Origin of the sequence: Streptomyces niphimycinicus, from assembly GCF_018883605.1 — a bacterium.
GTDB lineage: Bacteria > Actinomycetota > Actinomycetes > Streptomycetales > Streptomycetaceae > Streptomyces > Streptomyces niphimycinicus.
Map to the genome: position 1 here is coordinate 1 of NZ_JAHLEM010001037.1, position 4045 is coordinate 4045.

Genomic DNA, 4045 nt, shown 5'->3' on the forward strand with positions numbered 1-4045 from the left:
GCGGTGATGAGCTTGCCGAACTGACGCGGGCTCAGCCCGGTGAACGGGGCTATCCAGGACGGCTCCGACGCCGTGATCACACCAGACACAGCAAGATCATCTCACCCGTGACCAGCAGTTGCGGGACAGCTCTTAGGAGAACTGATATGTCAACGGAAGCGGAAAGCGTACGCATCTGCATTGTCGGTGCCGGGCCGAGAGGGACCGTGGCGCTGGAGCGCATCTGCGCCAATGCCCCTGAAATCGCGGGGGACAAACGGGTGGAAGTGCATGTCGTCGATCCCTACCCAGCGGGAGGCGGGCGGGTGTGGCAGCTCGGCCAGTCGCGCCGACTGCTGATGAACACCGTCGCCGGGGACGTGACCGTGTTCACGGACGACACCGTTACCTGTGAGGGCCCGCTGACGTTCGGGCCCACGCAGTACCAGTGGGCGCGCATGGTCGCCGCGGGCGAGGTCACCGATGTGACCGATCAGGCGAAGGCCGAGGCCGCGGTGATGGAACCGTGGTCGTACGCCTCACGGGCCTTTCAGGGGGAATACCTCGGCTGGGCCTTCGCCCACATCATGCACAACGCGCCGTCCGGAGTCAGGATCCAGGTGCACCGGACGCGGGCTACCTCGCTCACCGAGTCCGCAGACGGCATGCAGCAGGTGTCGCTGGAAGGACAGGACCTGCCGCTGGCGGTCGATGCGGTGATCCTCGCGCAAGGCCACTACGACGTCGAGCCCACGGACAGGCAGCGTGATCTCGCCGGTTTCGCCTCCCGCCACGGTCTGCACTATGTGCCGCCGAGCAGCCCGGGGGAGGCGGACCTGGCGCCGATCGGTGCGGGTCAGCCCGTCGCTCTGCGGGGACTCGGGCTGAATTTCTATGACTACATGATCTTGCTCACCGAGGGCAGGGGCGGGCGTTTCGTCCCCGGTTCCGACGGCCGGCTGACCTATCTGCCGAGCGGCAACGAGCCGGTGATCCACGCCGGTTCGGGGCGCGGTGTGCCGTATCGCGCGCGGGCGGAGATCCGTCAGGAGATCGTGCCCCGCTACCGGGCGACGTTCCTGTCCGCAGACGAGATCGCCCGGCTGAGGGGCCCGGCGGGCACCGGTCGCACCGACTTCATGCGTGACCTGTTCCCCCTCGTGGCGAAGGAGGTCGCCTGGAACTACTACAAGGTGCTGTTGCAGGCCGATGACCCGACCGGGCACGCCCGGCTGCTGGCTGAGTATCCGCGGCACGCCTGGGGATCCCCCGAGATGGAGGCGCTCCTGAGCAACCTGGTGCCCGATCCGGAGCTACGCTGGAACTGGGAGGCGCTCGACCGTCCAGCGGACCGGAGGGAGTTCACCGACTCCGCCGATTACCGCGCGTGGATCCTTGGCATCCTCGATGAGGATCTGCGGCACTCCGATCTGGGCCCGGCCGTCAGCGCCATCAAGGCTGCCGCCGCGGTCATGCGAGACCTGCGCGACGAGGTGCGGCAGGTCATCTCCCACCGGGGCCTGAGCGGTGCTTCCTACCGGGACCACATCGACCACTGGTTCAGCAGCTTGAACAACTACGCCGCCAGCGGGCCGCCGGCCACGCGCGTCCGGGAGCTCCGCGCCCTGGTCGAGGCGGGGGTCGTCCAGGTGCTCGGCCCGCGTATGAGGATGACGGCGGACGAGGAGTCCGGCGCCTTCTTAGTCGGCTCGCCCCAGGTGCCGGGCGCGCCGCGTCGTGTGACGGCGCTCGTCGAGGCTCACCTGCCGACGACCGACGTGCGCCGGACCACCGACCCGCTGCTGGCGTCGCTGCGCACCGCGGGCGGATGCCGGGCCCACTTCATCCCCGACGCGGCAGGCGCCGGCTACGAGACGGGCGGTCTGGACGTCACGGATGTGACCTTCCAGGTCATCGACGGCCGGGGCGTTCCCCACCCGGCCCGATTCTCCTACGGTCCTCCGGTGGAGTCGGTGCAGTGGGTCACCGCGATCGGCGCCCGGCCGCACGTCAACTCCCGCACGCTGCTCCAGGGCGACTCGATCGCCCGGTCCTGCCTCAAGCAGGGCATGAGCCGGCTCGCCGGGACCGCGGGCTCTGCCGGGCGGGACGCGGAGCTGACGGCGCCCGTACGTTGACGAGGCCGCCGGACAGGCGGGACAAGAGGCATGGGGGCCGGTCAGCTTTGCTCCGGCCCGCTGCCGTGGGCCTCAGTCGTGGGCCTCAAGGGCGTCACGGACCTCGTGGACGTTGCGGACCTCATGGATCGCCTTCATCAGCGCGATGCCGGCCGGAGCACCGGCGTAAGCGGCGCATTGCAGGGTCACTTCGGCCATTTCTTCGTCGGAACACCCGTTGCGCAGGGCACCGTGGCTGTTGAGGCGCAGCTCTTCGAGCCGGTTCAAGGCGGTGAGGAGGGCGAGGTTGAGGAGGCTGCGTGTCCGGCGGTCCAGACCCTCGCGTGCCCAGACCGAACCCAAGGGGTACGTCGTGATCAGGTCGAGCAGGGATTTCGCCGGGGGCCAGTGGCTCAGCGCAGGGAGTTGATGTGCTCGTCGCCCAGCACCTACCTGCGGATACGGTCGCCTTCCGCGTACCGTTCGGCCATGGACGGCTCGGGAAGGGTCGGTTCGAGCACGGACGGCTCGGGCGTTGACGATTCGGCGTGCATGGACGGTCCGGTCAATGCGCTGCGGAAGACGGGGGCTCGGGGGCAAGGGCGGGGGCGGGGGCGGGAAGGTTCGTGCACATCTCACCGCCGATCGCCCAGTTCTCCGTCGGGACGTCGCGGATGATGACGTAGATGCGTTCGCGCGAGCTCCCGCAGGTGCGCTGGAAGGCGTCGGTGAGCTCACGCGCCAGGGCGGCCTTTTGTGCTTCGGTCCGGCCGCGCAATATGTCGACAGAGATGACAGGCATGCAAATCCCTTCCCAGGACGGTTCCGACAAAGGCAATCACCTCCATTTCTACCTTCGAAGCAGGGCAGCCGGGTATCCGACTTTGGTGCAAGAACTCGGCAGCGGAACCATGTGTCCAGGCGCCCGCGGCGCGGTACGCGCAGCGGTATTCGGCGACTGGGCAGGACCGTGTGGGTGCCGGGAATTATGTCACCGGGGCTGACCTGTTGGTTCGGTTCTGCCAGACCTCAGGAGCAGCCAGCCGTTCTGAGGCACCATGCCGGTCGTGGTGATACGGCTGATCTACCTGCTCGCCTGCCAGACCTTCCGATGGCTTGCTCTGCTCGCCCGCTCGGATGCCTCGAAGGACACAGAGATTTTGATGCTCCGGCATCAACTCGCCATCGCACAACGCGTCCAGCCACGGCCGCGCTTCTCCTGGAGCGACCGGGCCGTCATGGCAGCACTGCACCGGATGATCGTCAGCAAGCAGCGGCGTTCACAAGTGGCCTTGCTGATCTCTCCGCGGTCGGTCCTGCGCTGGCACGCACGACTCATCGCCTGGAAGTGGACCTACCCTGTGGGTGCCGGAAACTGCGTCACCCGAGGTGACCTGCGGGTTCGGATCTGCCAGAGCGCAGGAAGCCAGCGAGTGCTGTGCGGCATCATGCTGGGTCGTGGCGATACGTCTGATCTATCAGCTCGCGTGCCAGCTCTTCCGATGGCTTGCGCTGCTGGCCCGGTCAAGTGCGGCGAAAGACGTCGAGATCTTGATGCTCCGGCACCAGCTCACTGTCGCGCAACGCACCCAGCCACGACCTCAATTTTCCTGGAGCGATCGGGCTGGGTCAGATGCCGCCCAGGCTGTCCGGCCTCCCGTGCCACTCAGGCCGGATACATCAACGACAAGAGCACCGCACTCGAGCGATACGCAGGTAAGCAGTGGTCGTCGACCACCACGCCAAGCGGTCACACCAGCGGGGACCTCATCTTCGCTCGCTTGGCACACTTTTTCTTCCGGCCCGGCCTCCGGAAACAGTCTCCCTACGGCGCTCCAGAGCCGGATACAGCGCTCACGCCCTGGGAGTGCCCTATCTGCCGGCAGACGCCAAGGGGCTTTGCCGCGCCTTGACGCAGGCTATCCACGGCGACCAGGACACCCGCGCGC

The 4045-nt window shown here is 67.5% G+C and carries 3 protein-coding genes and 1 pseudogene; 1 reads left to right on the plus strand and 3 read right to left on the minus strand.

Going from position 1 to position 4045, the window contains the following annotated elements:
- Window positions 1–89, minus strand: a pseudogene (locus KN815_RS47280) (IS5/IS1182 family transposase); the annotation flags it as partial.
- A 57-nt stretch (window positions 90–146) separates the two neighbouring features.
- Between KN815_RS47280 and KN815_RS47285 the strand changes: the two are divergent.
- Window positions 147–2117 (plus strand): FAD/NAD(P)-binding protein, encoded by a 1971-nt coding sequence (locus KN815_RS47285; RefSeq protein WP_216347937.1) that lies wholly within the window; start codon window positions 147–149, stop codon window positions 2115–2117.
- 72 nt (window positions 2118–2189) lie between these two features.
- Here KN815_RS47285 and KN815_RS51770 read toward each other — a convergent pair whose 3' ends face one another.
- Together KN815_RS51770 and thmT are read right to left on the minus strand one after the other, a co-directional pair.
- Window positions 2190–2735, minus strand: coding sequence for a carboxymuconolactone decarboxylase family protein (locus tag KN815_RS51770; protein WP_301184712.1), 546 nt, complete (start codon window positions 2733–2735; stop codon window positions 2190–2192).
- Window positions 2662–2898 carry a 2-hydroxymuconate tautomerase gene (gene thmT, locus KN815_RS47295; RefSeq protein WP_216347939.1) on the minus strand — a complete coding sequence of 79 codons (237 nt, stop codon included), beginning with the start codon at window positions 2896–2898 and terminating at the stop codon, window positions 2662–2664. Before thmT ends, KN815_RS51770 begins: the two co-directional genes overlap by 74 nt.
- Window positions 2899–4045: the final 1147 nt, after the last annotated feature.

What these genes read in the sequence shown, in the direction of transcription:
- thmT (WP_216347939.1), bottom strand. Translation starts at nt 2,898, where the DNA reads ATGCCTGTCATCTCTGTCGACATATTGCGCGGCCGGACCGAAGCACAA.
- KN815_RS47285 (WP_216347937.1), top strand. Translation starts at nt 147, where the DNA reads ATGTCAACGGAAGCGGAAAGCGTACGCATCTGCATTGTCGGTGCCGGG.